Raw genomic sequence first — 26,122 nt, 5'->3', positions numbered from 1 at the left:
AACCGGTCACTGTTGGGCAAGCGTAGACCCGAATGGCAGCAGGGGAAAGTTGGGGTGGGGAGGGGTGCGACACTTGGTCGCTTAGAGATACAGGGCTGCCGCCCCGGGTTGGGGCGGCAGTCTGCGGTTACTCGGCTGGGCTTTCTGGCGTTGCGCCATCAGCGTTATGGGACAAGCTGTACACATAGGCCGCGAGCAGGTGCACTTTGTCATTGCCTTGCAGCACGTCCTGCGCGGGCATCTGGCCTTGGCGGCCGTGGCGGATGGTCTGCTGCAGCTGCGCCAGGCTGGTGCCGTAAATGAAGCCGGCAGGCTCGGTCAGGTTCGGCGCGCCCATGGCTTCCACGCCGTGGCCTTGCGGACCGTGGCAGGCGACACAGGTGGTGCTGAACGCCGCTTGCCCGGCGGCGAGGTCGGCGGTGCTGTTGGCCGGCAAGGGCAGCCCGGCCAGGTCGTGGCGCACATAGGCGGCGACGTTCTTCACACCGTCTTCGCCCAGCACTTCACCCCAGGCCGGCATCGCCGCGTGGCGACCATTCATGATCGTCGCTTTGATCGCCTCCGCCGAGCCGCCCCAGCGCCAGAGGTTGTCCGCCAGGTTGGGGAAGCCATACGCGCCCTTGGCATCCGAGCCGTGGCACACCGCGCAGTTGGAAGCGAACAGGCGGCCGCCCATTTTCAGTGCCTGTGGGTCCTTGGCGACTTCTTCCACCGGCATGGCCGCGAATTTGGCGAAGATCGGCCCGAACCTGGCGTCGGCCTTGGCCATTTCCTTGTCCCATTCCTTGGTCTGGGTCCAGCCGCCTTCATAGCCCGGCAATACGCCTTTCCAGTTACCCAGGCCCGGGTAGAGGATCAGGTAGCCGACGGCAAACACCAGGGTGCCGGCGAACAGCATGAACCACCACTGCGGCAGCGGGTTGTCGTATTCCTCGATGCCGTCGAAGGCGTGGCCCATGGTCTGGTCGACGCTGCCCTTGGTTTCGCCCTTGCGGGTGCCGATCAATAGCCAGGTCAGGCCGATCAGGCTGCCGAGGGTCAATACGCAGATCCATGTACTCCAGAAGGTCGTCATGGGCGAGTGCTCCTTGTTGCAGGCTCTTCTTGAGCGTCGGATGGAGTAGGTTCATCGGCAAATGGCAGCAGGCGGGCCTGCTCGAATTCCGCGTTGCGCCGGTTGTTGAACACCCACAGCGACAGGCCGATAAAAGCGATGGCGACCACCAGCGTGCCAAGGCCGCGGATGGTGCCCGCGTCAAATTCAAATCCCATGGCTCACCTCTTGCTCTTGATGGCAGTGCCGAGCACTTGCAGGTACGCAACCAGCGCGTCCATCTCGGTCTTGCCCTTGAGGCTGGCAACGGCGCCACTGATGTCGTCGTCGGTGTAGGGCACGCCGAGGGTGCGCATCACTTTCAACTTGGTTTCGGTGTGGCTGCTGTCGACCGGCGCGGTGACCAGCCATGGGTAGGCCGGCATTTTTGACTCCGGCACCACGTTGCGCGGGTTGTACAGGTGCGCGCGGTGCCAGTCGTCCGAGTAGCGCGCGCCGACGCGGGCCAGGTCCGGACCGGTGCGCTTGGAGCCCCACAGGAACGGGTGGTCCCACACGCTTTCGCCTGCCACCGAGTAGTGGCCGTAGCGTTCGGTTTCGGCACGGAACGGGCGGATCATCTGCGAGTGGCACTGCACGCAGCCTTCGCGGATGTAGATGTCGCGGCCTTCCAGTTGCAGCGCGGTGTAGGGCTTCATGCCTTCGACCGGCTTGTTGGTCACGTCCTGGAAGAACAGCGGGACGATCTGGGTCAGGCCGCCGATGCTCACGGCCAGCACCATCAGCAGCATCAGCAGGCCGACGTTCTTTTCAATCGTTTCGTGTTTCATCACGGACTCCTCAGGCCATTTGCGCGGCGGTGGCGGGTTCGGCGGCTTGCAGCGATGGCGCCGAGCGCACGGTGCGCCACGTGTTGTAAGCCATCAGGAACATGCCGCTGAGGAACACTGCACCGCCCACCAGTCGCACGATGTAGCCAGGGTGGCTGGCCACCAGGGTTTCGACGAAGGAGTAGGTCAAGGTGCCGTCTTCGTTGACCGCACGCCACATCAGGCCTTGGGCGATGCCGTTGACCCACATCGAGGCGATGTAGAGCACGGTGCCGATGGTGGCCAGCCAGAAGTGCGCGTTGATCAGGCCGAGGCTGTACATCTGCTCGCGGCCAAACACTTTGGGGATCATGTGGTACAGCGCGCCGATGGAAATCATCGCCACCCAGCCCAGCGCGCCGGCGTGTACGTGGCCGATGGTCCAGTCGGTGTAGTGGGAGAGGGCGTTGACCGTCTTGATGGCCATCATCGGCCCTTCGAAGGTCGACATGCCGTAGAACGCCAGCGACACCACCAAAAAGCGCAGGATCGGGTCGCTGCGCAACTTATGCCAGGCGCCCGAGAGCGTCATCATGCCGTTGATCATGCCGCCCCAGCTCGGGGCCAGCAGTACCAGCGACATCACCATGCCCAGTGACTGTGCCCAATCCGGCAACGCGGTGTAGTGCAAGTGGTGCGGGCCGGCCCAGATGTACAGGGTGATCAGCGCCCAGAAGTGCACGATGGACAGGCGATAGGAATACACCGGACGTTCGGCTTGCTTGGGCACGAAGTAATACATCATCCCGAGGAAACCGGCGGTGAGGAAAAAGCCTACCGCGTTGTGCCCATACCACCACTGCACCATGGCATCCGTCGCACCGCCGTAGAGGGAGTAGGACTTGGTCAGGCTGACCGGGATTTCCAGGTTGTTGACGATGTGCAGAATGGCCACGGTGATGATGAACGCACCGAAGAACCAGTTGCCGACGTAGATGTGCTTGGTGTTGCGCTTCATGATCGTGCCGAAGAACACGATGGCGTAGGCCACCCAGACGATGGTGATCAGAATGTCGATCGGCCATTCCAGCTCGGCGTATTCCTTGGAGCTGGTGTAGCCCAGCGGCAGGCTGATCGCGGCCAATAGAATGACGAGCTGCCAGCCCCAGAAGCAGAACGCGGCGATTTTCGGTGCGAACAGCTGTGTCTGGCAGGTGCGCTGCACCGAGTAAAACGAGCTGGCGAACAGCGCGCAGCCGCCGAAGGCAAAGATCACCGCGTTGGTGTGCAGCGGGCGCAAGCGGCCGAAGCTGGTCCAGGGCAAATCGAAGTTGAGTGCAGGCCAAACCAATTGGGCGGCGAGAAAAACCCCGAGCCCCATGCCGACGATGCCCCACACCACCGTCATAATGGTGAATTGGCGGACCACCTTGTAGTTATAGGCGGTACTTAAAGTAGTGTTCATGGTTCCCCATCCACGGTTCAACCCAAGCCAATGCGGCACTTGGGCTGGAGTTATAGGCAGACTAAAAAGCGAGGCAAGCATGGGCAAAGAGCACAAGGCCAGTATTGACGGGGATCAATGGGCGCAGTGTGTGCGCGAGCGCGGCTGGTTGTGGGATGCGGCAACGGGTACCAGCGCGCGTGCGCCGGTGACGCTGATCCTGGCCCACGGTGCCGGTGCGCCCATGGACTCGGGGTTTATGAACGACATGGCTGCACGCCTTGCCGGGCATGGCGTGAACGTATTGCGCTTTGAATTCCCCTACATGGCCCAGCGCCGCCTGGACGGCGGCAAACGTCCGCCGAATCCGGCGCCGAAACTATTGCAAGCCTGGCGCGAGGTGTATGCCGAGGTGCGACGCCATGTCGCTGGCCCACTGGCCGTTGGCGGCAAGTCCATGGGCGGGCGGATGGCCAGTTTGCTGGCGGATGAATTGGGTGCAGACGGGTTGGTGTGCCTGGGTTATCCGTTTTACGCGGTGGGCAAACCGGAGAAACCCCGCACTGAGCATCTGGCCGGTCTGAAGACGCCGACGTTGATTGTGCAGGGCGAGCGCGATGCGCTGGGCAATCGGGCGGCGGTGGAGGGGTATGCGTTGTCGCCGAGCATCGAAGTGATGTGGCTGGTGGCGGGGGATCATGATTTGAAGCCGTTGAAGGCTTCGGGGTTTAGTCATGAGCAGCATTTGGAGGCTGCGGCGCTGAAGGTCTCCGAGTTTCTCGCCGGCCTTTAGGGCCTCATCGCCGGCAAGCCAGCTCCCACATTTGAATGTATTCACAAATAGAAATATGTGAACCCTATCCAATGTGGGAGCGGGCTTGCTCGCGAAAGCGATTTAACGGTTAAAACGCTCCACCAGCGAATACTGGGTATTTGCGGTATGCGTCAGCTCTTCACTCAACTGCGCCGAGTTCATCGCCTGCTCCGAGGTCTGGTCCGCCAACAGCGCAATCGTGCTGATATTGCGGCTGATCTCTTCGGCCACGGCGCTTTGCTCTTCGGTGGCGGCGGCAATCTGCGTGGTCATGTCGGTGATGTTGGCCACCGCTTCACTGATGCCCACCAGCGCCTGATCCGCCTCCATCACGCGTGCCACGCCTTCTTCGGCCTGGCGATGCCCGGCGTCCATGGTTTGCACGGCGGCGGCGGCGGTCTGCTGCAGTTTGGCGATCAGGGCATGGATCTGCCCGGTGGACTCGGCGGTACGCTGCGCCAGTTGACGGACTTCGTCAGCCACCACTGCAAAGCCACGGCCCATTTCGCCGGCACGGGCGGCTTCGATGGCAGCGTTCAATGCCAGCAGGTTGGTCTGGTCGGCGATGCCTTTGATCACGTCCACCACGCCGCCGATTTCATCACTGTCCTTGGCCAGCTGGGTGACGGTTACACCGGTTTCACCCACGGCGACCGACAGGCGCTGGATCGCTTCACGGGTTTCCCCGGCGATGTCGCGACCGCGACCGGTCAGGCGATTGGCCTCCTGAGTAGCGTCCGCCGTGCGCTGCACGTGGCTGGCCACTTCCTGGGTCGTTGCTGCCATCTGGTTGACGGCGGTGGCGACCTGCTCGGTTTCCACGCGCTGGCGTTCCAGGCCGCTGGAGCTGTTGTGCGCCAGGGTGTTGGACTGCGCTGCCTGATCGTTGAGGTGCTCGGCCGTATCCTGCAAGCGAGTAAGGCACGTCTTCAGACGCGCCTCCTGGCTGAGAATCGACATCTCCAGCCGCGCTTGTGCGCCACGGCTGTCGGTGTACATCTGCGCGATCAGCGGGTCGGACGTGGTCTGCTCCGCCAGGCGCAGCAGACGCTTGAGGCCGCGTTGCTGCCAGCTCAGGCCCAGCAGGCCCAGTGGCACCGACAGCCCCGCCGCCAGGGCAAAGCCCCAGTGGGAGTTGAGCGACGCACCGATCATGAAGCTGAGCTGGCTGACCAGAATAAAGGGCAGCCAGTCTTGCAGCACCGGCAGCCATTTGTCGCGCTGAGGCACGGCCGACTTGCCCTGGTTGATGCGTTGGTAGAGCGCTTCGGCCCGGCGAATCTGCTCGGCGGTGGGCTTGATGCGCACCGATTCGTAGCCGATCACCTGGTTGCCATCGAAGACCGGCGTTACATAGGCGTTAACCCAGTAATGATCGCCGGTCTTGCAGCGGTTCTTGACGATGCCCATCCATGGCAAGCCTTGTTTGAGCGTGGACCACATGTGCGCGAACACGGCCGACGGCACATCCGGGTGACGCACCAGGTTGTGCGGGGCACGGATCAACTCGTCACGGGTGAACCCACTGATTTCGACAAAGGCGTCGTTGCAGTAGGTGATCACACCTTTGGCATCTGTGGTGGAGATCAACCGTTGCTGAGCGGGGAAGGTACGTTCGCGCTGGGTAACGGGTTGGTTATTACGCATGATTGTTCAATCCGCAAGGCTTTGATGGGTTGTCGGCCGTTGCAGGCATTTATTTAACTTATTTTTTGCAACAATCATCCGGCCAGCATCGGGTAGGTAAACAACCCGAAGTGAAGCAGATTCAAGCCAAAGTGCGTGGCAATCGCGGCGCCCAGCCCGCCGAAGCGATACGCCAGGCCATAACCGATGCCTGCAATACTCGCCAGCAGCACCCAATGCCAGCCCGCGCCGAGGTGCACCAGGCCGAACAGCAGCGAGGCCAGCAGCAGTGCAAGGTGCTCTCCGTAGGGCAGGTGTTTGAAGCGTTGGCTCAGGCCACCCTGGATATAGCCACGAAACAGCGCCTCTTCCACCAGCGTCACCAGCAGCAGGTTGTTCAGTACCCACAGCCACGCCTGTTCCGGCCATTTGGGTGCCCAGTCGATCATCCCCAGCAATGTGGCGCCGCCCAGCGCAGCGACCGCCGTCAGCGTCAATGCCAGGGCCGCGACGCAAAGCGACAGGCGCAGCGCGCGACGCGCCACGATCCACGGGCAGGCCAGCAACAGCCAGAAGCCAATCAGTGGTTTGTCCTGGTTCAGGTACATCGAGAACGGTACCGAGTCAGGGGTAAAACGCTGCGGCGCGATACCGCGGCCGTTGTAGAAACCCGGCAGCCAGTGCATCGCCAGGCCCAAGGCCAGGACAATGAACAGGCCGTGGCCGAGGTAGCGCGCCCAAGGGCTGCGTTGCTGGCGCACGGCGTACCCGGCGATCAGCAGCATGACCACCGATACGGCCGCCAGAGCGCCCAGTTGCCCGTAGGTCAGGGCCAGTCCGTAGCCAATCGAAAGAAGCACCAGGTACAGCCAGGGCAAAGCGATCATATGAAATCCTTGGAAAAAACTGGCCGGCATTATAGCGACCGGCTTTCTGCGTCGGCATGAAAACTCTTCTACGCACGGTGCGTGGGTGAAGTGATTGCCGGGTGGGTGTGTGGCACTGTCGCTGTGCCGGCTATCGTGCGGGGCAAGCTGGTGAGCGTCACTCTTCTGTTCTACCTGGTAGCGGCGGTGACAGCGGTGATGGATTACCTGATCTTTGGCAATCGGCTTGCGCTGTTAAGCGTGTTGGGGATGGCGTTGATCATTGTTGGCTTGGGGTTTGTGTTTCGTAAAAGCTGAGTGCGTGGCGAGCTGTTGAATCAATGCTGACTGGAGCACGCGCATGAGGGTGCTCCAGTCAAAGCATTGTTTAATGTGGGTTCGCGCAGGATTTACAGTCTGCGCCATACTCGTGCTATTAAGGCAGACGCTCAGATAGTGGCGTGATGCCGCATTGCAGAGCACTTGGTACGTTCATGGCAGCCGACCGCTGGCATTCAGTACGATTGTGCTTACAGAGTAATGCTGTAATAATTCCGACCTTATTGTGGCCTATATCCTACGTATTTACAGGGTATGCAGTTTGCTCGCAAAAGGGATGTTGTGTCTATTTTCGCATCGCGCAGTCTATCCAATGTCCAACCGCACGACGTTTGCTTAGCAAAGGTTGCGGTTTTGATGTGCTCGTACAATGGTGAGGCGTTCCTCAGGGATCAACTCGACTCCATTGAGCGACAGAGCCATCGCAACTGGTCATTAGTCGTTTCCGATGACGGCTCTCGAGATAGTACGTCAGCGATTCTCCAAGACTATGCTCAGCGTTGGGGACGCGACCGTCTCAAGGTTGTGGCAGGTCCCGGAAGAGGGTTTGTCGCCAATTTTCTCTCGTTAACTTGCCGTCCTGACATCGTCGCCGATTATTTTGCCTGGTGTGATCAGGACGATATCTGGAACGACGATAAGCTGGCGGTGGCGCAGTCCTGGTTGCAGACCATTCCTGAGCACATCCCTGCTCTATACTGTGGCCGTACTCAGTTAGTCAGTGAGTCGGGTGCAAAGCTTGGCTTTTCTCCGCTTTTCCCACGCCCTCCGCACTTCTCAAACGCGCTCGTTCAAAGTATTGCGGGTGGCAACACGATGGTTTTTAATCGGGCTGCACGTGAGTTGATCCTCGAGGCGGGTTTGAACGTCAAGGTGCCCTCGCACGACTGGTGGATCTACCAGCTTGTAACGGGGGCCGGAGGCGCCGTGCACTATGATCACCAGCCGAGAATGTTGTACCGCCAGCACGATGAAAATCTTATTGGTAGCAACTCCAGTTGGGCCGCTCGCCTGGTACGGCTGAAAATGATTTTCCAAGGACGGTTCTTCGAATGGAACGAACAGAACATCTGTGCCCTCGAAGCGATGTCCCACCGTCTTTGCGAAGAGCAACGACTGACTCTTATGCGCTTCAAGCATGCGCGCAGGCAAACGTTACTTAGACGAGTGTTGGGGTTCCGGTCGGCCGGTTTGTATCGGCAGACTTTAATGGGGAACCTCGGGCTAATTCTTGCAACACTACTGAAAAAGATCTGACTCAATGACTATCTTAGTAACCGGCGGTGCTGGCTTTATCGGTGCAAATTTTGTATTGGACTGGGTAGCCCAGGCGGATGAGCCGGTCATTAATCTGGATAAGCTGACGTATGCCGGCAACCTGGAGAACCTCAGCTCGCTCGAGGGCAACGAGCGCCACGTATTCGTACAGGGCGACATCGCAGATACCCAGCTGGTCCAGCGTTTGCTCGCTGAACATCAGCCGCGCGCTATCCTGAACTTCGCTGCCGAGTCGCACGTAGACCGTTCTATCCATGGCCCGGAAGACTTCATCGAGACTAACGTCGTCGGTACCTTCCGCCTGCTGGAGGCGGTGCGTGCCTACTGGAAAGGGCTGGACGCCGATGCTCAGCAATCCTTCCGTTTCCTGCATGTGTCGACTGACGAAGTCTACGGCTCCTTGGCCAAGGACGATCCGGCGTTCACCGAACACCATCAGTACGAGCCTAACAGCCCGTACTCGGCCAGTAAGGCGGCCAGCGACCATTTGGTGCGTGCCTACCATCACACCTATGGCTTGCCTGTACTGACCACCAACTGCTCGAACAACTACGGGCCGTACCATTTCCCGGAAAAATTGATCCCGTTGATGATCGTCAACGCGTTGGCAGGCAAGGCGCTGCCGGTGTATGGCGATGGTCAGCAAATTCGTGACTGGCTGTACGTAAAAGACCACTGCAGTGCCATCCGTCGTGTACTGGAAGCCGGCACCGTGGGCGAGGTCTACAACGTCGGCGGCTGGAACGAGAAGCCAAACCTGGACATCGTCCACACCGTTTGCGCCCTGCTCGATGAGCTGCGCCCTCAGGCGAATGGCACGCCGTACAGTGACCAGATTGCATACGTGACCGATCGCCCTGGCCATGACCGCCGTTACGCCATCGACGCGCGCAAACTGGAGCGCGAGTTGGGCTGGAAGCCGGCCGAAACCTTCGAGACCGGCATCCGCAAGACCGTGGAGTGGTACCTGGATAACCAGGATTGGGTCAGCAATATCCAATCGGGTGCTTACCGCGAGTGGGTAGAGAAGAACTACGCCGAGCGCTCAGCATGAAGATCCTTCTACTTGGCAAAAATGGCCAAGTGGGGTGGGAGTTGCAACGCAGTTTGGCCCCGCTGGGCCAAGTGCTTGCGCTCGACTCGAAAAGCCAGGACTACTGCGGTGATCTGAACGACCTGCAAGGGTTGGCGGCCACCGTGCAGCGCTTTGCGCCTGACGTCATCGTCAATGCGGCGGCCTATACGGCCGTCGACAAAGCCGAAAGCGAACCGGACCAGGCTCTGCGTGTGAATGCGCAGGCCCCGGCCGTGCTGGCGGCAGAGGCGCAAAAACTCAATGCCCTGCTGGTTCACTACTCCACTGACTACGTGTTCGCCGGTGATGGTCAGACGCCTTGGCAGGAAAGCGACGCGGTAGGGCCGCTGAGCGTTTACGGCGCGACCAAACTCCAGGGCGAGCAAGCGATCCAGGCCAGCGGTTGCGCGCATCTGATCTTGCGCACCAGTTGGGTCTATGCCGCGCGAGGTAATAACTTCGCCAAGACCATGCTGCGTCTGGCGCAAGAGCGCGACAGCCTTAACGTAATCGACGATCAGTTTGGTACGCCCACTGGGGCGGATCTGTTGGCCGACGTTACCGCACATGCCATCCGCACGATGCATTCGAACCCCCAACTGAGTGGGGTTTATCACTTGGCGGCAGCTGGCGAGACCACATGGTATCGCTATGCCCGCTTCGTGCTTGAACACGCTCAGACTGCCGGTGTGCACCTCAAGGTTGCCCCGGATGCCGTGGGTGCGCTGACTACGGCCGCTTACCCAACACCGGCCAAGCGCCCCGGCAACTCCCGACTCAACACCCAAAAACTGCAGAATGCCTTCTCATTGCGCTTGCCTGAATGGCAAGACGGTGTGGCACGGATGCTCATAGAAACACTAGAGAAATGAACATGCTCAAACGTAAAGGAATCATCCTGGCTGGCGGCTCAGGCACGCGTCTGCACCCTGCAACCTTGGCTATCTCCAAGCAATTGCTGCCGGTTTACGATAAGCCAATGATCTACTACCCGCTGACCACGCTGATGCTGGCGGGTATTCGCGACATCCTGATCATTTCAACGCCGCAGGACACCCCGCGTTTCGAGCAGCTGTTGGGCGATGGCAGTAGCTGGGGTTTGAATATCTCGTATGCCGTACAGGCATCCCCGGATGGCCTGGCGCAGGCATTCATCATTGGCGAGGAGTTCATCGGCAACGATCTGTCGGCCTTGGTGCTGGGCGATAACATCTATCACGGCCATCATTTCAATGAGCTGCTGGCAAGCGCGATGCTGCGTCAGGATGGCGCGAGTGTTTTCGCCTATCACGTAAACGATCCTGAGCGTTACGGCGTTGTAGAGTTCGATGCACAGGGCAAGGCGATCAGCCTCGAAGAAAAGCCTCTTGAGCCTAAGTCGAACTACGCGGTGACCGGTCTTTACTTCTATGACCAGGACGTAGTGGACATCGCCAAAAGCATCAAGCCATCGCCACGAGGCGAGCTTGAGATTACCGACCTTAACCGTATCTACATGGAGCGGGGCAAGCTGTCGGTAGAGATCATGGGCCGAGGCTATGCGTGGTTGGATACCGGCACCCACGACTCGCTGCTGGAAGCCAGTAGTTTCATCGCCACGCTTGAGCACCGTCAGGGGCTTAAAGTGGCCTGCCCTGAAGAGATCGCGTTTCGGCAAAAGTGGATTGATGCGCAGCAGTTGGAGAAACTCGCCGCGCCGCTTTCCAAGAATGGCTACGGTCAGTATCTCAAGCGTTTGCTGCACGAAAAGATTTTTTGATAGTGCGATGCCCGGTGCGGTATTCGGAGCTGTTGCCTGAAGAATAATTTGATCTGTAGCGCCGCGAAGCCGGCCCTGATAACACTTTGGAGATATTGTAATAATGCGATCCAGCTCACTTGCCATCCCGGACGTAATTCTGTTTGAGCCGAAGGTGTTCGGGGATGAACGCGGTTTTTTCTACGAAAGCTTCAATCAGAAAGTTTTCGAGGAGGCCGTTGGAAGGCCTGTTCATTTCGTGCAAGACAACCACTCCAAATCAGTCAAGGGCGTGCTTCGCGGGCTGCATTATCAGATCAAACAGGCCCAGGGCAAGCTGGTGCGCGTGACACACGGTGAGGTCTTTGACGTTGCCGTAGACCTACGTGAAAGCTCGTCGACATTTGGCAAATGGGTCGGGGTACACCTCAGTGCCAGCAACCGAGCGCAGCTCTGGATTCCGCCAGGCTTTGCCCACGGTTTCGTGGTGCTCTCGGAAAGTGCCGAGTTCCTCTACAAGACCACCGATTATTGGGCACCTGAGCATGAGCGCAGTCTTGCGTGGGATGACGCAGACGTCGCAATCGAATGGCCGATCACCGAGCCGCCTACGCTCTCTGCCAAAGATGCGAATGCCGTAAGTTTGATCAACGCTGAGAAGTTCGCCTAGTGGATCCTCATAGCAGACCTTCAGCAGGTCCAATCAGTCTTGTGGTCAATCTCTGGAAATACCGTTCATTGATTTCACAAATGACCAAACGTGAAGTCATTGGGCGTTACCGCGGATCGGTGATGGGCCTGACATGGTCGTTCTTCAACCCGATTCTGATGCTCGCGGTATACACCTTCGTGTTTTCAGAAATTTTCAAATCCCGATGGATCGGTGTCGATACAGGCAAGGGTGGGTTCGCGATCCTGCTGTTTGTCGGCATGATCGTGCATGGGTTATTTGCCGAGTGCGCCAATCGTGCGCCGACCTTGGTGATGGCCAACAGTAACTATGTAAAAAAGGTGGTGTTCCCGCTCGAGATCCTGCCGGTGATTACCTTGGGTTCTGCGCTGTTCCACAGTTGCATCAGCCTGGTTGTATTGTTGGGCGCCCAGTTTCTTATCCTGGGACAACTGCATTGGACGGCGCTGCTGTTCCCCTTGATTCTCGTGCCATTGATTCTGGCCACGCTGGGGGTCAGTTGGTTTTTGGCGTCGCTGGGGGTTTACCTGCGGGACGTGGGGCACGTAATCACGGTGCTCACCACGGTACTGCTCTTTCTTTCGCCCGTGCTTTACCCGGTAGCGGCGCTGCCTGATGTTTATAAGCCTTGGTTAAAGCTCAACCCGCTGACCTACATTATTGAGGAGAGTCGAAGCGTCTTGCTTTTCGGCCATCTACCCAATTGGGAGAGTCTAGGCGTTGCTGTCATCGTTGGAGCAATCATTGCCTCCGTCGGCTATTGGTTCTTCCAAAAAACACGTAAAGGGTTCGCTGATGTCATCTGATCAAGCCGTAATCAGCGTTCGGAATGTCTCCAAATGTTTTTACACCTACGACAAGCCTAGAGACCGTTTAAAGCAGGCGATCGTGCCGCGTTTCCAGCGATGGGCGGGTGACAAGGTCACCACCTATGGCAAGGAGTTCTGGGCGCTGCGTGACATCAGTTTTGAAGTCAATAAAGGTGAAACCGTCGGTATTGTTGGTCGCAATGGATCGGGTAAGTCCACGCTGCTGCAGATTATCTGCGGCACGCTGACACCGACCATCGGCGAGATCGAGACGCGCGGCCGCATCGCTGCGCTGCTTGAGTTGGGCTCGGGTTTTAACCCGGAGTTTACCGGTCGGGAGAATGTCTATCTGAACGCGGCGGTCCTCGGGCTGACGCACGACGAAGTGAATGATCGCTTTGATGCAATCGCAAGCTTCGCCGATATCGGTGAGTTCCTAGATCACCCGGTCAAGACCTACTCCAGTGGCATGGCGGTAAGGCTCGCATTTGCGGTACAGGCCCAGGTCGATCCTGAAATCCTTGTGGTGGATGAAGCACTCTCGGTGGGTGATGCACGCTTTCAAGCCAAGTGCTTCGAACGCCTGCGTCAGCTTAAGGAAAATGGCACCAGCATTCTGTTGGTGACCCATTCCAGTGAGCAAGTGGTCACCCATTGCTCGCGCGCGATCCTGTTGGAACAAAGTCGAATAGAAATGATCGGAGAGTCACGTCCGGTTATAAATCGTTACACCGACATCCTGTTTGGCCGCAATTCCGACGCAAGCACCGAAGCGCAAGACATTCCGGTGCAGGCGGATAAAGCGGCCGAGCCCCTCGTACAAACCGTGCAACTGTCGCTGGAAAGCGATGTTTACGCGTCGCGCGTGGGCTATAACCCGCACGAGTATCGATGGGGTGACGGTGCTGCAACGTTGATGGATTTTCATCTGAGCGCAAGCGGTCGAGAGTACCCAACCAGCCTGGAACCAGGTGAGGAAATCGTACTGGGTTTGTCGCTTAAATTTAACCGTTCGGTCATAAACCCCATTCTTGGGTTCACTATCAAAACCAAGGAAGGTGTCACGGTATACGGCACAAATTCTTATTTGCTCGATTGTGTTGAGACCCGTTCGATGGGCGAATCCGGGACTGTTGCCACTGCCAGTGTGAAATTCACTAACAAGTTGGCCACTGGCGATTATTTTATATCCCTAGGGATCGCGTCCAGAGAGGGCGAGCACATCATTCCCCATGACAGGCGTTATGACTCCATTCACTTTGTTGTCGAACCCACGCCCAAGCTATTGGGGTTGATTGACCTCGCCGCGACTATGAGCATCGATCCGGTAGACCTTAATGTTTAAACTTGATCAATATGGTTATTCCAAGGATAGCGATACGGGTGTTTGGGTGCGCGCCGACTTCCAAGGCATCGCGTACAGCGACGGAGATAATGCAGAAAACGAACTCGCCCGGATCATCAGTAATGCCAGCGACGTTTCTGTGTTATCAGACGAGCTGCCGCAATACTGCACCGACTGGGCCAAGCTCTACCACTTGAGCGCGACGCGCGCGAACATCCTGCGTCCCTTTGAGCATCTGTTCAAATCCCGAGTGCTGGAAATTGGTGCCGGCTGTGGCGCTATCAGCCGCTACCTCGGCGAATGTGGCGCCGATCTATTGTGTCTGGAAGGAAGTCCTCGCCGAGCAGCCATGGCTGCGAGCCGTACACGGGACCTGGATAACGTGACGGTGTTGGCCGAGCGCTTCGACGACTTCAAAATCGAAGAGCAGTTCGACGTGGTCACGCTTATTGGTGTGCTGGAGTACGCCAGTATGTTCAGTAACGCAGCAGACCCCGCCTTAGCGATGCTCATGCGCGTTCGCCAATTGTTGAAGCCCGATGGCCATCTTTTTATCGCCATCGAAAACCAGCTGGGTCTGAAGTACTTCGCCGGCGCGCCGGAAGATCACGTTGGCATCACCATGTACGGTATCGAAGGTCGGTACGAGCATGGACAGCCCAAGACCTACGGTAAGAAAGAGCTCGAAGACCTCATAGCGCGCGCAGGTTTCACCTCGTCCAGCTTTCTGGCGCCGAGCCCGGATTACAAGCTTCCCAATTCAATCATTACCGAGAGCGGTTTTGCGTGCGACGGTTTCGACGCCGCCGCGCTGGCGTGGCAGAACGTCAAGAAAGACCCGCAACTTCCTGAGCAGACAACCTTCAATCTGGAGAAGGCCTGGTCGGTGGTTATCAACAACCGCCTGGGTATGGAGCTGGCCAACTCGTTTTTGATCGTGGCTTCTTGTGCCGATGATCAACCGCTGGACGGTGACGTTCTGGCGTACCACTACAGCACAGGCAGAAAGACTCGGTACTGCAAGGAATCGTTGTTCGTCAACACCGAGGAAGGGATTCAGGTTCAGTATAGAAAGCTGGGCAATGTGGCTGTCGATGAGTCGAGTGCCATTGCTGACGACGGTTTCAAATACGTGCTTCCGCGTGTGGATGCCTACGCGAAAGGTAGCGTACTGAGCCTTGAGTTCCTCGATGTTGCGGCCCGCCGCGATTGGAGTATTGAGGGCTTTACCCCGTTTTTGCAGAAATACCTGGCGTGTTTGCAGAGCCTGTTGGACGGGGAGGGCGCTGGCACCAAGCTTCTTTCAGCCAAAACACTGCTCCCCGGTCGTTACATTGACGCCGTTCCGCAAAATATCGTCGTCGACGCCAGCAACATCCCCAAGTTTATCGATGTCGAGTGGGAGATGAATGAGGGTGTGGAGCTCGGTTATCTGATGATGCGAGCCCTGCTGCTGCTTATGGCGGCTGCGAACCCCTTCTATCCAAGCAGCTCGTCGGTGAGCCGCCAAGAGTTCGTGACTCAGCTGTTGGCTAGCGCAGGCATGGATATCAGCGCAGATGACCTGACGCGCTACATTGCGACTGAAGCAGCCTTTCAAGAACGGGTAACCGGTGCCGATGCAGACCAGTTTCTCAACTGGTCTCCTGAAGCCATGATTCACAAGATAGGCGCGGTGCACCTGCCTTCCACGCACGCCAAACTCTATATGAGTGATGCGGCGGGAAATTTTTCCGAAGAATCAACGTTGCTCCAGGTGGTCAATGACGGGCACCAAGTCATCAAGTTTCGCCTGCCCGATGGACTGCCCGAGGGTGTGGTGTTGCGTTTCGACCCCATCAATCGTCGTCAGAGCTTCTCGATTGACACTATCAAGGTGTACTCTAGCGCCGAAACGATTTGGGAGTGGCAGGATGACATCAGTGACCCGCTGGTCATCGCCTCCGCCATGCGGATTTCCCAGATCGGTCGCAACACGCTTTATCTAGCGCTGAGTGACGACCCAAGCGTAACGATTCCTATAAAAGACGACATGCTTAGTGGCGCCGACCTGCTTGAGCTGGAAGTAAGCCTTACTTTATTCACGGAAGAGCAACTCGCTCAAGAGATTAATGTGCTGAATCAATCCGGGCTGACACGCCCCAACTCCGAATTGCAAGACAAGCTGGATCAGATTCTCGATTCAAACAGCAAGCTGGACCAGATTCTCGATTCAAATAGCAAGCTGGATCAACTTCTCGATTCGAATGCTAAATTGGATCAGATTCTTGACGCGAACAGCAAGCTGGACCAGATTCTTGATTCAAACAGCAAGCTGGATCAGATCCTCGATTCGAACAGCAAACTGGATCAGATTCTCGATTCGAACAGCAAACTTGATCAGATACTTGATTCGAGCGTCAAGCTTGAGCAGCTCGTTGATTCGAACAGAGAAATCAGCGATGTGCTGGAACTGTTGAAGGCCTCGATCACCTCCACGCATGCTGAGATGATCGCGCAAGCTGTTCGCGAGAAAGATAAAGAAGTTCAGGCGGTGGTTGAGCAGTTGCAGTTGGCGACCGAAGAGCATCAGTCTGCCCTTCAGCTTCTGACCGAACAGAAAAATCTCGAGTTGGATGAAAAGGATATTCAGATCAGTGAGTTTATCGCCGCGGTGGCACTGGAAAACGCACATTCCGAAGCCGAGCGTCTCAAGATAATTGAAACACTGAATCAGCAGATCACGCTTAAAGACGAAGCGTTGCACAACACGCTGGCCACTTGGCAGGAGTCGTTGAGGGATAAAGATGTTCACATCGCCAACCTCGAAGAGCAAATGCGTGTTCAGCAAGTTCAAAAAGACACTCATATCCACAATTTGAACCTGCACATAATTGCCATGCAATCCACTTCCAGCTGGAAGGTGACTGCGCCATTTCGCAAGCTTGTGAAACGTGTCGGGCAAGTAAAAAAGGGTGTGCGTCTGTTGCCGGCGGTGATTCGTCGTGGCGGCGGCCTGAGCAGCACCGTGGGCAAAGCCATTACGGTTGCTCGGCAGCAAGGATTGGCCGGTTTAAGAGCACGCGTTGTGTACGTGGCCACCTCGAGCAGTCTTTCCGCCATCGGTCAGGAAGCTCGAGAAGTATCTGATCGCTTTGATTATTCCAAGTGGGTCGAGTATTACGACACCTTGGATGACAACGGCCGTTGGAAGCTGAGCGAAGAAATTCGCACGTGGAAAACCAAGCCGCTGATTTCGATCATCATGCCTGTCTACAATCCACCGCTCGATTTGCTGCGTGAAGCCATTGACAGTGTTAAATCCCAACTCTACAAGAATTGGGAGTTGTGCATCGCTGACGATGCTTCCACGGATAAAGAAGTCATCGCGTATCTCAAGACGCTGTCGAGTCAGGACAAGCGCTTCAAAGTCATGTTCCGCAAAGAAAACGGTCATATTTCCAAGGCCAGTAATTCGGCGTTGGAACTGGCTTCGGGTCAGTACATTGCGCTGATGGATAATGACGACCTCATTCCGGAACACGCACTGTATTGGGTTGCTCGCGCAATCCATGACAACCCGGACGTCGGTATGATCTATTCCGACGAGGACAAGATTGATTCCTCGGGGAAACGTAGCTCGCCTTATTTCAAATCGGACTGGAACGAGTTTCTGTTCCGTTCGCAGAATATGGTTTGTCACCTGGGTGTGTATCGCTCCGACCTGGTCAAGGAAGTCGGCGGTTTCCGCGTAGGCTTTGAAGGCTCGCAAGATTACGATCTCGCACTGCGCTGCGCCGAAAAACTTGAGCGCGCACAAATCGTGCACATTCCTCGGGTTCTCTACCACTGGCGCATGCACGCTGGCAGCACAGCCATGGCAGGGGATGAAAAGCCCTATGCCGCTCTCGCTGGTGTTAAGGCGCTGGACGAGCATTTGCTACGCAAAGGTGACATAGGCCGTACAGAGCTGCTGCCTATGGGCTTGTACCGAGTCCACTACACGCTCCCAGCTAAAGCTCCGTTGGTCACGTTGATTATCCCTACGCGTAACGCTTACGCTTTGGTGAAACAATGCATCGAGAGCATTCAACGACTGACCACGTACAAGCATTACGAAATTATTTTGATTGATAATGGGTCGGACGATCCCGAATCACTTGAGTATTTCGCGCGGCTTGATCAACAACACAATATCCGAGTGATGCGCGACGACGGGCCGTTCAATTACTCCGCGCTGAATAATGGTGCTGTTGGAATTGCTCGCGGTGATCTGATCGGGTTGATTAACAACGACATCGAAGTCATTACACCAGAATGGCTGAGTGAGATGGTGTCTATTGCGCTGCAACCAAATGTAGGTGCTGTGGGTGCGCGCCTTTGGTATCCGGATGACCGCTTGCAACACGGTGGTGTGGTGCTCGGAGTAGGCGGAGTAGCAGGCCATTCGCACAAGTATCTGCCAAAAGGTGACTATGGCTACTTCGGCAGAGCAGCGTTGATTCAAGAGTTCTCAGCGGTTACAGCTGCTTGCTTGATCATCAAAAAGTCAACGTTCGAGCAGGTCGGTGGTTTGGATGAAGAGAACCTTAAAATTGCCTTCAACGATGTCGACTTCTGCATGAGAGTACAGGAGGCAGGTTACATCAACGTGTGGACACCTTTTGCCGAACTGTATCACCACGAGTCGGCAACTCGTGGATTGGAAGATACGCCTGAGAAAAAAGAACGTTTTTCCAACGAAGTGCTTTATGTGCAGTCGCGCTGGCCAAACATTGAAGAAGACTATACCTATAATCCGAACCTAACTTTAGAGCATGAAGATTTCGGTTTGGCCTGGCCACCTAGAGTTAAGTTATAAGATGAATTCGACGAATGAGGTTGAGAACGGCTCAGAGGAAACACGTGGCGAAGGAATAGCGCTCCCTAAGGCTCATTTCTCCCCTACTCTGAAGGACTTATTTCGCCTGCTGCTCATTGCGCTTCCGGTGATCAGTCTTGTAATAAGTGCATGGTCGTGGCTAAGGTACGGCGTTGATATACCTGTTTATGATGATTGGCGTCAATACAATGCAAATGATATGGGCAGGCTTGATTTACGTTATTTGATGACGCCGCACAATGACACCTTATATACTGTTGGCTTACTGCTAGACTCGCTTGCTTTTCTTTTTCTAGATGGTAATACAGTTGCTTACCAATTTATCAGCATGGTTGCGCTTCTCGGCGGACTGCTGATATTGCAGTGGAAGCTTTTGAGCAGTTGCATCACGAATAAAAGCTATCTGGCAGTTGCGTTCTCATTTACATTGTTGATGTTACAGCCCGATACTTATTGGGGGTGGCAGAATCTTGCTTACCACCAAGCCGTGCCGCTGCTTTGTCTTTTAGGAATACTCTCACTTACATTGCGAGACAAACCTAACTCAAGACTTACCTGCGCTGCTGTAATCTTTCTCACCTTGGTGTCGGGGTTGACTTATATAAGCGGTGCGTTTTCCGCGTTGGCACTTTGTTTTATATTTGTCTTTGTTGGGCTGATGTACAAGTCACCGTACAGCAAAAATCTTGTGAGTACCGGGCTAGCGATTTCACTGCCCGCACTGGCCTCAACGATGGCCCAGTTATGGGTCATTGTAGGTGTTCAGCATGGTACGCACCGGGCGGATGCGCCGATGGCATACCCTTGGGAATCCGATTTTTGGTATTTCATGTTGGGAAAAATTGGCCGATCGTTGATGCTGCCGATGTCTCACCCGACGTTCTCTCTAGTGATCACAGCATTAGCTGTGATGATGATAGTTATACTAGTTGTTGTTGGTCTTTTTAAGCTCAGCGCTAATGCAAGCGATTCTACTAAAAAAGCCATCATTATATTTTTGGCCCTTTCTGGGGTGATTTTCGTATACCTGCTGCTTATCTCTGCGGGACGTACTAATCTACGCCCCGATAACGTAACTAGCGCACGTGATATTTTTATCTACGGCTTCTACAGGTTTCACTTTTTTTGGGTGACACTGCTTTGGCCGTGGCTGATATTGTTGTGCCTGAAAGCTCTACAAAACCGCAAGCCGTCGAAATCTGTGGCGATGCTTATAACACTGATGGCAGTTGCGCTATGGTCGGTCGCTATAATGGTTACAACTATTATGGGCAACGCTACTTTTTTTGAAACAACCATGAAACATCGCTCTGAAGGTGTTGCATGTGTCGTAGCAAGGATTCAAGAGCCGGGTGCAGTGACGTGCTCGAATATTGACCTTGGTGACATAGCTGAAGGTATCAAGAATGGACGAGCGGCGAATGCTTCTTTTGCCAGAATTCTTCCGGTTCTGCCTATCGCACTCGGCACTAATAATCCTGCTCCGCTTTATCGGTTATCAGAACACTTAGACGTCGTGAAGATCAATAATGCGACGCGTGAACAAGGCTCGGCAAATACATTGGATCTCAAGACGGATAACGATCCAGGGCTGATCCTGGCTCTTTCGCCTACATCCGACCTGGCGCATTGCGGAACGATTGATTTGGTGGCTGCCATGACGGTTGAAGAGGCGAGCATCGCGCAGTTGTTTTATATGACACCGGGGCACCTTGGCTACAGCGAAGATCGGTCGACTACAATTTCTGTATCTCCTTCCAAAGAGCCGCAGATCTTGAACCTTACTATTAGCAATGCTGAGGGCTTCGAATCTGAGCTCAGATTTGACCCAGTCACGGCTAATCAAAAAATAAGTATCAAAGATCTTGAAGTCCGTTGCCGTTCGTATTTTAAGAGTAAATAATTTAAAGCAAGGTATATAGTATGTCCTTTAGTCAAATACCACTTTTTTCTGCTGCGGTTGTAAATGCTCGGCTAGACTTTATCACTGCCATTAGTGGTGTACTGGATAGTCATTGGTACGTGCTTGGAAACGAAGTAAAGTTGTTTGAAGAAGAGTTCGCAAGCTATGTAGGTGTCAACCACTGCGTCAGCGTTGCTAACGGGTCTGATGCGCTGGAGCTTGCGCTTAAGGGGCTAGGTGTTGAGAGTGGTGACCAAGTAGTCGCTGTAGCCAATGCCGGTTTTTATGGCAGCACAGCTATCCACGCGGTGGGTGCAGAGCCACTTTACGTTGATGTCGATTCAGACACCCTCACGATCTGTCCCAAGGCGCTTGCGGCAGTCATTGAGAGCAAGCCGTCAGCTGTCATTGTGACTCACCTGTATGGTCAGCTTGCGAACATCGAAGAGATTGTTCGTATTGCCTCCGCTGCCGGTGTACCTGTATTAGAAGATTGCGCCCAATCACATGGTGCTCGCCGTAATGGTAAGCAGGCGGGCAGTTTCGGCACCATTGCATGTTTCAGCTTTTACCCTACCAAAAACCTAGGCGCATTAGGAGATGGTGGTGCGGTTGTCACCAATGACGACGAGCTCGCCAAGCGTATCCGTCAGTTGCGGCAGTATGGTTGGACACAAAAGTACCAAGTGTCGATTCCGGGTGGGCGTAATAGTCGACTGGATGAAATGCAGGCCGCGATTCTACGTGTCAAGCTTCCACACTTGGACGCATGGAACGAAGCTCGTCGCTCCATTGCCGAGCGTTACAGTGAGGCGTTCGCCACACTCGACATGCAATTGCCGTATTCCACTGACGAAGATTACGTCGCTCACCTTTACGTCGTACGTGTGAAAGCAAGAGCCGAGTTTGCCGCATCGCTCAAAGAGAAATCGGTCAGCACAGATATCCATTATCCAATTGCAGACCATAAACAGCCTGCATACGCAGTCGATCAACTGGGTTCCCTGGACGTCACGGAACGCGCTTGTGAGACTGTAATTTCGCTACCTTGCTTCCCCGGCCTGACAGACAAAGAAGTTGATCGCGTCATTGAGGCAGTCACTGCTTACTTTTCAAAGGAGCAATAATTTTGCTGACGTTGGTCATCCCCGTTTATCGCAACGAAAGCAATCTTCCGGATCTGCTGCAAGCCATTATCGGGTTGAATACACAACTTCAGAACGACCTAGAAGTTGTGTTCGTTGTTGACGGTAGTCCGGATCGCTGCTACGAAATACTTCGAGATAAACTGCCTTCGCAGCCTTTCCAGTCGAAACTCGTACTGCTGTCCAGAAACTTTGGATCGTTCATGGCAATCCGTACAGGGTTGGAAAACGGGAGTGGTGATCGATTTGCGGTGATGGCTGCGGACTTGCAAGAGCCCCCCGAATTGGTGCTCGAAATGAACCGTGTGCTACTGCGCCAGGACATTGATGTGGTTGTCGGTGTGCGAGAAGGGCGTCAGGATCCTTGGGCGAGCCGTACCGCATCGAGGATTTTTTGGGGGCTGTATCGCCGTTATGTCATCCCAGAGATACCGCCAGGCGGTGTCGATATGTTTGCCTGTAATAAGGCTTTCAGAGACACACTGCTGACTCTGGAGGAGCGGCACAGCTCTTTGATTGCACAGATTTTTTGGTTGGGCTACCGACGAGAAGTTGTTACGTATTCGCGTCAGGAGAGGATCCACGGAAAGTCCGCGTGGACTTTGCGTAAGAAAGTCAATTACTTGATGGATAGCGTGTTCTCGTTCACCGACTTGCCCATCCGGTTGCTGACCAGAGTAGGCGCGTTCGGATCTGTGCTGGCAGCTATATTTGGCGTTTTTACGTTGTTGGCAAAGCTGAATGGCATGATCGAAGTGCCCGGTTACGCGATGATTATGCTCACCCTGACTTTCCTGGGATGTTTGAATCTCTTGGGGTTGGGGATAGTGGGCTCATACGCATGGCGAACCTACGAAAATACGAAAAATCGGCCATTAGCTATACCAATGCGAGTAGAAGATTTTGGAGATCACAATGAGCAGCGCTAAGAACTATTTCGTCCACAGTCATGCGCTGTGTGAATCCGAAAATATTGGCAAAGACACCCGTATATGGGCTTTCGCGCACGTCTTGCCTGGTGCCAAGCTGGGCGGAGAATGCAACGTTTGCGACAACGTATTCATCGAAAATGATGTAATTATTGGTGACCGTGTCACGCTCAAATGTGGTGTTCAAGTATGGGATGGCATCACTATCGAAGATGACGTATTCATTGGGCCCAATGTGACGTTTACCAATGACCTTTTTCCACGTAGCAAGGTTTACCCGCAAGCGTTTGCACGCACTATTATTCGTAAGGGTGCATCGCTTGGTGCTAATTGCACTATTCTGCCTGGTCTGACAGTTGGCATTAATGCAATGGTCGGTGCCGGTGCGGTCGTGACACGCTCTATTCCACCGAATGCCATAGTTGTAGGGAACCCTGCGAAGATTATTGGGTACGTTGACGCAAAGCCTGTCAGCGCCAAGCAGGACGCTGCCGACAAGGCAGCGGCTTCGCCAAGCGTAGTCGAAACGTCCATTCGCGGTGTTACGTTGCATACGATGACTGAAGTCGCAGACATTCGCGGCAGTTTATCTGCCGGTGAATTTGAGCGCACCGTCCCGTTTAAATCAGAGCGTTACTTTCTGGTTTACGATGTGCCTACTGCGGAAACCCGTGGTGAACACGCTCATCGCATCTGTCACCAATTCTTGGTTGCTGTGAAAGGCTCGGTTCATGTGGTCGCGGATGATGGAAAAAACCGAGAGGAGTTTGTGTTGAATAAACCAAACAAGGGTATTTACTTGCCTCCGATGACGTGGGGTATTCAATATCGCTACTCCCACGACGCGGTGTTGATGGTATTTGCCTCGCACTACTATGATTCAGCCGATTATATTCGTAACTACGACGAGTTTAAATCCTTGGTTGCTAATTCGTGATAAGTCCTGTAGCTCAACGGGCTTTAGATAAAATCTTTAAAAAAGATTTTGCTAGATTCCTCGTGTCGGGTGGTTTCAATACCGCCCTGACATATGGAGTTTATTTGCTTCTTTTGAACGTGGTGCCTTACAAAATAAGTTATACGATAGCGTACATTAGCGGTATTTTACTTGCGTATATTCTAAATCGATTTTTTGTTTTCAAAAGTCATAACGGTATCAAATCTATTCTGTTGTTTCCGCTGATTTACTTGGCGCAATATGTTGTAAGTCTGTTGATTCTTTGGGTCTGGGTAGAGCAACTCGGCTTTGATGATCGTCTCGCTCCATTAGTCGCTATAGCCATTACGGTGCCTATGACTTTTATACTGTCTAAATTGTTGTTTCTAAAGCGAGCTGATTAGTATTGATTGGTCCTGGTAGCGAACCAATTCGGGGCGCTACCCGTCGTGATGAGTCTCAACTACTCTCGCGGCCACTGCGCAGCGGAAGCACATAAAACTTGGTTGCCAAAATCGGCATTCGTCGGCAGGCGCAACTGCTCTCGTATATTCACGGCATATGAAGCCCGCAACGAATATTTCGGATACGACGAGCATCGCCGCGCAAACACTTTGCCGAGATCGAATCCCATCCCAAATCGCCCCACGACACTTTGAGCAAAGTGGTAGTTAGCTGCTGAGCAGATGTAGCCAGTTGGCACGCCATGCCTACGCCGGTTATTGGCTGTTGGATACTAGCTCCGTCTAGCGAAAGATTAAGGCGATGGATCCTACAAGAGGCTGGTGTTGAATGGCGAAGACACGCTTAGATGTGATGGCGAGAATGGTCGTGTGTATAAAATACAAGCTAGCGGTTATCGATTCTAAGCCATAGCCCGATCTATTGCTGTTAGGGCTGTGGTAATAGTAGGTAGTGGGATAGGTGTTTATAATCATGTGGGTCGATGTGTGAGCTGTGTTAACTGTTGAAGCGTGCGATAATAACTGTAAAGATCATGATGCCAGTTGCAAATCAAATTAAGGAAAAAGCACTAGAGTGATCCCGGTTTCCGAGTGCTTAGCAGTTGATGGGTACTAAGTAATTTGCTTTCAGTAATAAAAGCTACTGTCTAGGGCTATAATGAACAAGGGTGAGCAAAGGCACTTTTGTTTGAATGGTATGTCCGGCGCTTGCGCTTGAAGTTTCATTCCCTGTTTTGAATTGCTATATGCTGGCCAAACTTATGCGATTGATGGTTTTCCTGCATCCGCTGGATTGAGCGTCTCATTAAATGCAGATGAGTATGCACTCTCGCGGCGCAAGTGTTCACACGAATGGCGCACGCTTGTTATAATCAGCCAGTGGCAAAGTAGGCGTTGCGCAGTAGAAAGTATTCGCGTGCATGTTCGCATGCCATCAATGGCGGGTATCAGAAAGGAATTACCACTCACTTAATTTTAAGTTCTTTTGAGTGTCCCATACGCGACCGCCTTTAAGTGGAATCCTTTACCACGCATATCTTTTCATATCCTTAAGGGCGCATTGCCTTCGAAGCTTGCAGTGATCCCATGAGTTACTTAGCGCTCCCCACCCGCAACACCAACCACAACGCCCCCCCAATCAACACCCCGCCATACACATGCGCCATCGACAGCGGCTCATCCAGCAACAACGCGCCCCACAACACCCCAAACGGCGGAATCATGAAGGTCACGGTCATCGACTTCACCGGCCCGATGGAGGACAGCAGGCGGAAGTACAGAATGTAGGCAAACGCCGTGCACACAAGGCCCAGACCTAGCAGTGATGACCAAACCTGCCAGCCACCCCAGCTCGCAGGTGGATGGCTGATCGCGCTGTAGGCAAAAAACGGCAGCAAAAACAGGGTGGCGCCGAGCATGCTGCCCAGCGCGGCGAGTCGGCTGTCCAGGCCGCCGCGTTGGTCCAGCCAACGCCGTGCGAGGAACCCGGCGAAGCCGTAGCAGGTGGTGGCTAACAGGCAGGCCAGCGCCCCCATCAATAATTCCAGGTCAAACGCCACCGGCCCGGCGCGCGTCAGCACGGCCACGCCGAGCAGGCCCAGGCTGACGCCGGCGATTTTCGACGGCGTCAGGCGTTCACTGAAGAACAACCCGCCAATCAACACGCCCATCAGTGGCGTGGTGGCGTTGAAGATCGCCGAGTAGCCGGCCGGCAGCACCTGCGCGGCCACCGAGTACATGGTCGCGGGGATGCCGGAGTTGATCACGCCCAGCAGCAGCACGGTCTTGAACTTGCCCTGGAAGTCCCAGTTGACGCGCATCGCTGTGAGTATCATCAGCAAGCCGGCGGCGGCAATCGACACGCGAAAAAATGCGGTCGGCACGGTGCCGATTTCCGGCGCGATGATGCGCATGAACAGGAAACTCGCGCCCCAGATGGCAGCCAGTCCCAGCAAATACAGGGTGTCGACAGGTCTCACGGAACACTCCTACCTC

The 26,122-nt window shown here is 54.9% G+C and carries 21 protein-coding genes and 1 pseudogene; 15 read left to right on the top strand and 7 right to left on the bottom strand.

Annotated features, from left to right (window positions below):
* Nucleotides 1–127: 127 nt before the first annotated feature.
* From ccoP to ccoN, 4 genes are read right to left on the bottom strand one after another with little or no spacing between them, the layout of a single operon-like run.
* A complete protein-coding gene (ccoP, locus tag C4J83_RS22305; RefSeq protein WP_106576349.1) occupies nucleotides 128–1,075 on the bottom strand; it encodes a cytochrome-c oxidase, cbb3-type subunit III in 948 nt (315 codons plus the stop codon).
* The gene (locus tag C4J83_RS22300; RefSeq protein WP_106576350.1) at nucleotides 1,072–1,272 is read right to left on the bottom strand and encodes a cbb3-type cytochrome oxidase subunit 3; all 201 of its coding nucleotides are present in this window, start codon (nucleotides 1,270–1,272) and stop codon (nucleotides 1,072–1,074) included. Before C4J83_RS22300 ends, ccoP begins: the two co-directional genes overlap by 4 nt.
* 3 nt (nucleotides 1,273–1,275) lie before the next feature.
* Nucleotides 1,276–1,884 carry a cytochrome-c oxidase, cbb3-type subunit II gene (gene ccoO / locus C4J83_RS22295; RefSeq protein WP_065909614.1) on the bottom strand — a complete coding sequence of 203 codons (609 nt, stop codon included), beginning with the start codon at nucleotides 1,882–1,884 and terminating at the stop codon, nucleotides 1,276–1,278.
* A gap of 10 nt (nucleotides 1,885–1,894) precedes the next feature.
* The gene (gene ccoN / locus C4J83_RS22290; protein WP_106576352.1) at nucleotides 1,895–3,328 is read right to left on the bottom strand and encodes a cytochrome-c oxidase, cbb3-type subunit I; all 1,434 of its coding nucleotides are present in this window, start codon (nucleotides 3,326–3,328) and stop codon (nucleotides 1,895–1,897) included.
* A gap of 79 nt (nucleotides 3,329–3,407) precedes the next feature.
* Between ccoN and C4J83_RS22285 the strand changes: the two genes are divergently transcribed.
* Entirely contained in the window at nucleotides 3,408–4,100 is a 693-nt protein-coding gene (locus C4J83_RS22285) for an alpha/beta family hydrolase (protein WP_124418218.1), read from the top strand.
* 102 nt (nucleotides 4,101–4,202) lie between these two features.
* Here the strand turns inward: C4J83_RS22285 and C4J83_RS22280 are convergent, their stop codons facing one another.
* Nucleotides 4,203–5,768 (bottom strand): methyl-accepting chemotaxis protein, encoded by a 1,566-nt coding sequence (locus tag C4J83_RS22280; RefSeq protein WP_106576354.1) that lies wholly within the window; start codon nucleotides 5,766–5,768, stop codon nucleotides 4,203–4,205.
* 74 nt (nucleotides 5,769–5,842) lie between these two features.
* Nucleotides 5,843–6,634: a CPBP family intramembrane glutamic endopeptidase gene (locus tag C4J83_RS22275; RefSeq protein WP_124418217.1), complete on the bottom strand. Its 792-nt coding sequence runs from the start codon at nucleotides 6,632–6,634 to the stop codon at nucleotides 5,843–5,845.
* Nucleotides 6,635–6,766: 132 nt separating this feature from the next.
* On the opposite strand from C4J83_RS22275, the pseudogene C4J83_RS22270 reads away from it, so the two are divergent.
* The 14 genes and pseudogenes from C4J83_RS22270 to C4J83_RS22205 form a co-directional block, all read left to right on the top strand.
* Nucleotides 6,767–6,931: pseudogene (locus tag C4J83_RS22270) on the top strand (EamA family transporter); the annotation flags it as partial.
* Between the two features lie 303 nt (nucleotides 6,932–7,234).
* Complete coding sequence (locus C4J83_RS22265) at nucleotides 7,235–8,209, top strand: glycosyltransferase family 2 protein (RefSeq protein ID WP_124418216.1); 975 nt, start codon at nucleotides 7,235–7,237, stop codon at nucleotides 8,207–8,209.
* Nucleotides 8,210–8,213: 4 nt separating this feature from the next.
* A complete protein-coding gene (gene rfbB, locus C4J83_RS22260) occupies nucleotides 8,214–9,284 on the top strand; it encodes a dTDP-glucose 4,6-dehydratase (protein ID WP_106576357.1) in 1,071 nt (356 codons plus the stop codon).
* Nucleotides 9,281–10,177, top strand: coding sequence for a dTDP-4-dehydrorhamnose reductase (gene rfbD, locus C4J83_RS22255; protein WP_124418215.1), 897 nt, complete (start codon nucleotides 9,281–9,283; stop codon nucleotides 10,175–10,177). Before rfbB ends, rfbD begins: the two co-directional genes overlap by 4 nt.
* A gap of 2 nt (nucleotides 10,178–10,179) precedes the next feature.
* The gene (gene rfbA / locus C4J83_RS22250; RefSeq protein ID WP_106576359.1) at nucleotides 10,180–11,064 is read left to right on the top strand and encodes a glucose-1-phosphate thymidylyltransferase RfbA; all 885 of its coding nucleotides are present in this window, start codon (nucleotides 10,180–10,182) and stop codon (nucleotides 11,062–11,064) included.
* Between the two features lie 103 nt (nucleotides 11,065–11,167).
* Nucleotides 11,168–11,713, top strand: a complete 546-nt coding sequence (gene rfbC / locus C4J83_RS22245) for a dTDP-4-dehydrorhamnose 3,5-epimerase (protein ID WP_106576360.1) — start codon at nucleotides 11,168–11,170, stop codon at nucleotides 11,711–11,713.
* Complete coding sequence (locus C4J83_RS22240; RefSeq protein WP_106576361.1) at nucleotides 11,713–12,540, top strand: ABC transporter permease; 828 nt, start codon at nucleotides 11,713–11,715, stop codon at nucleotides 12,538–12,540. Before rfbC ends, C4J83_RS22240 begins: the two co-directional genes overlap by 1 nt.
* On the top strand, nucleotides 12,530–13,888 hold the full coding sequence (locus C4J83_RS22235; RefSeq protein ID WP_124418214.1) for an ABC transporter ATP-binding protein: 1,359 nt from the start codon (nucleotides 12,530–12,532) through the stop codon (nucleotides 13,886–13,888). Before C4J83_RS22240 ends, C4J83_RS22235 begins: the two co-directional genes overlap by 11 nt.
* Nucleotides 13,881–18,728, top strand: a complete 4,848-nt coding sequence (locus C4J83_RS22230; RefSeq protein ID WP_124418213.1) for a glycosyltransferase — start codon at nucleotides 13,881–13,883, stop codon at nucleotides 18,726–18,728. Before C4J83_RS22235 ends, C4J83_RS22230 begins: the two co-directional genes overlap by 8 nt.
* 1 nt (nucleotide 18,729) lies before the next feature.
* Nucleotides 18,730–20,652, top strand: coding sequence for a hypothetical protein (locus C4J83_RS22225; RefSeq protein WP_124418212.1), 1,923 nt, complete (start codon nucleotides 18,730–18,732; stop codon nucleotides 20,650–20,652).
* Nucleotides 20,653–20,672: 20 nt separating this feature from the next.
* The gene (locus C4J83_RS22220) at nucleotides 20,673–21,779 is read left to right on the top strand and encodes a DegT/DnrJ/EryC1/StrS family aminotransferase (RefSeq protein WP_124418211.1); all 1,107 of its coding nucleotides are present in this window, start codon (nucleotides 20,673–20,675) and stop codon (nucleotides 21,777–21,779) included.
* Nucleotides 21,776–22,726, top strand: a complete 951-nt coding sequence (locus tag C4J83_RS22215; protein ID WP_106576366.1) for a glycosyltransferase family 2 protein — start codon at nucleotides 21,776–21,778, stop codon at nucleotides 22,724–22,726. Before C4J83_RS22220 ends, C4J83_RS22215 begins: the two co-directional genes overlap by 4 nt.
* A complete protein-coding gene (locus tag C4J83_RS22210; protein WP_106576367.1) occupies nucleotides 22,713–23,663 on the top strand; it encodes a WxcM-like domain-containing protein in 951 nt (316 codons plus the stop codon). The genes C4J83_RS22215 and C4J83_RS22210 overlap by 14 nt, the downstream gene beginning before the upstream one ends.
* 62 nt (nucleotides 23,664–23,725) lie before the next feature.
* Entirely contained in the window at nucleotides 23,726–24,067 is a 342-nt protein-coding gene (locus C4J83_RS22205; protein WP_106576712.1) for a GtrA family protein, read from the top strand.
* Between the two features lie 1,151 nt (nucleotides 24,068–25,218).
* Here the strand turns inward: C4J83_RS22205 and C4J83_RS22200 are convergent.
* The gene (locus C4J83_RS22200) at nucleotides 25,219–26,106 is read right to left on the bottom strand and encodes a DMT family transporter (RefSeq protein WP_124418210.1); all 888 of its coding nucleotides are present in this window, start codon (nucleotides 26,104–26,106) and stop codon (nucleotides 25,219–25,221) included.
* Nucleotides 26,107–26,122 lie beyond the last annotated feature (16 nt).

Source organism: Pseudomonas sp. LBUM920 (assembly GCF_003852315.1).
Classification (GTDB): Bacteria; Pseudomonadota; Gammaproteobacteria; order Pseudomonadales; family Pseudomonadaceae; genus Aquipseudomonas.
The sequence above is the reverse complement of the archived record's forward strand: the minus strand, read 5'-3'. Positions and strand labels throughout refer to the sequence as shown.

Coding starts and splice junctions, on each gene's coding strand:
- C4J83_RS22220 (WP_124418211.1), top strand. CDS start 20,673: ATGTCCTTTAGTCAAATACCACTTTTTTCTGCTGCGGTTGTAAATGCT.
- rfbA (WP_106576359.1), top strand. CDS start 10,180: ATGCTCAAACGTAAAGGAATCATCCTGGCTGGCGGCTCAGGCACGCGT.
- C4J83_RS22235 (WP_124418214.1), top strand. CDS start 12,530: ATGTCATCTGATCAAGCCGTAATCAGCGTTCGGAATGTCTCCAAATGT.
- C4J83_RS22210 (WP_106576367.1), top strand. CDS start 22,713: ATGAGCAGCGCTAAGAACTATTTCGTCCACAGTCATGCGCTGTGTGAA.
- ccoN (WP_106576352.1), bottom strand. CDS start 3,328: ATGAACACTACTTTAAGTACCGCCTATAACTACAAGGTGGTCCGCCAA.
- C4J83_RS22285 (WP_124418218.1), top strand. CDS start 3,408: ATGGGCAAAGAGCACAAGGCCAGTATTGACGGGGATCAATGGGCGCAG.
- ccoO (WP_065909614.1), bottom strand. CDS start 1,884: ATGAAACACGAAACGATTGAAAAGAACGTCGGCCTGCTGATGCTGCTG.
- C4J83_RS22225 (WP_124418212.1), top strand. CDS start 18,730: ATGAATTCGACGAATGAGGTTGAGAACGGCTCAGAGGAAACACGTGGC.
- C4J83_RS22275 (WP_124418217.1), bottom strand. CDS start 6,634: ATGATCGCTTTGCCCTGGCTGTACCTGGTGCTTCTTTCGATTGGCTAC.
- C4J83_RS22280 (WP_106576354.1), bottom strand. CDS start 5,768: ATGCGTAATAACCAACCCGTTACCCAGCGCGAACGTACCTTCCCCGCT.
- rfbB (WP_106576357.1), top strand. CDS start 8,214: ATGACTATCTTAGTAACCGGCGGTGCTGGCTTTATCGGTGCAAATTTT.
- ccoP (WP_106576349.1), bottom strand. CDS start 1,075: ATGACGACCTTCTGGAGTACATGGATCTGCGTATTGACCCTCGGCAGC.
- rfbC (WP_106576360.1), top strand. CDS start 11,168: ATGCGATCCAGCTCACTTGCCATCCCGGACGTAATTCTGTTTGAGCCG.
- rfbD (WP_124418215.1), top strand. CDS start 9,281: ATGAAGATCCTTCTACTTGGCAAAAATGGCCAAGTGGGGTGGGAGTTG.
- C4J83_RS22230 (WP_124418213.1), top strand. CDS start 13,881: ATGTTTAAACTTGATCAATATGGTTATTCCAAGGATAGCGATACGGGT.
- C4J83_RS22300 (WP_106576350.1), bottom strand. CDS start 1,272: ATGGGATTTGAATTTGACGCGGGCACCATCCGCGGCCTTGGCACGCTG.